The organism is Stenotrophomonas sp. YIM B06876 (assembly GCF_030711595.1).
Lineage (GTDB): Bacteria > Pseudomonadota > Gammaproteobacteria > Xanthomonadales > Xanthomonadaceae > Stenotrophomonas.
On record NZ_JAUJUJ010000523.1, the window covers coordinates 1 to 547 of the forward strand.

Sequence of the window (547 nt, forward strand, 5' to 3'; positions counted from 1 at the left end):
AGTTCATATCGACGGCGGTGTTTGGCACCTCGATGTCGGCTCATCACATCCTGGGGCTGTAGTCGGTCCCAAGGGTATGGCTGTTCGCCATTTAAAGTGGTACGCGAGCTGGGTTCAGAACGTCGTGAGACAGTTCGGTCCCTATCTGCCATGGGCGTTGGAAGTTTGAGAGGGGCTGCTCCTAGTACGAGAGGACCGGAGTGGACGAACCTCTGGTGTTCCGGTTGTCACGCCAGTGGCATTGCCGGGTAGCTATGTTCGGAAACGATAACCGCTGAAAGCATCTAAGCGGGAAGCGTGCCTCAAGATGAGACTTCCCGGGGCACAAGCCCCCTGAAGGAACCATATAGACTATGTGGTTGATAGGTCAGGTGTGTAAGTACAGCAATGTATTGAGCTAACTGATACTAATGATCCGTGTGGCTTGACCATATAACCTCAAGTTGCCTTGGCCGACGATTCGTCGATAGATCCAAGTGCACGCTACGTCACAAGACCAAACGTGAGACCGAGCGCCTTTATGCGCTTTTTACTCAAGTACCCAGGG

The 547-nt window shown here is 53.0% G+C and carries 1 rRNA gene; it reads left to right on the forward strand.

Going from position 1 to position 547, the window contains the following annotated elements:
- Positions 1-432 (forward strand): 23S ribosomal RNA (locus QZH66_RS18285); the annotation flags it as partial.
- Positions 433-547: the final 115 nt, after the last annotated feature.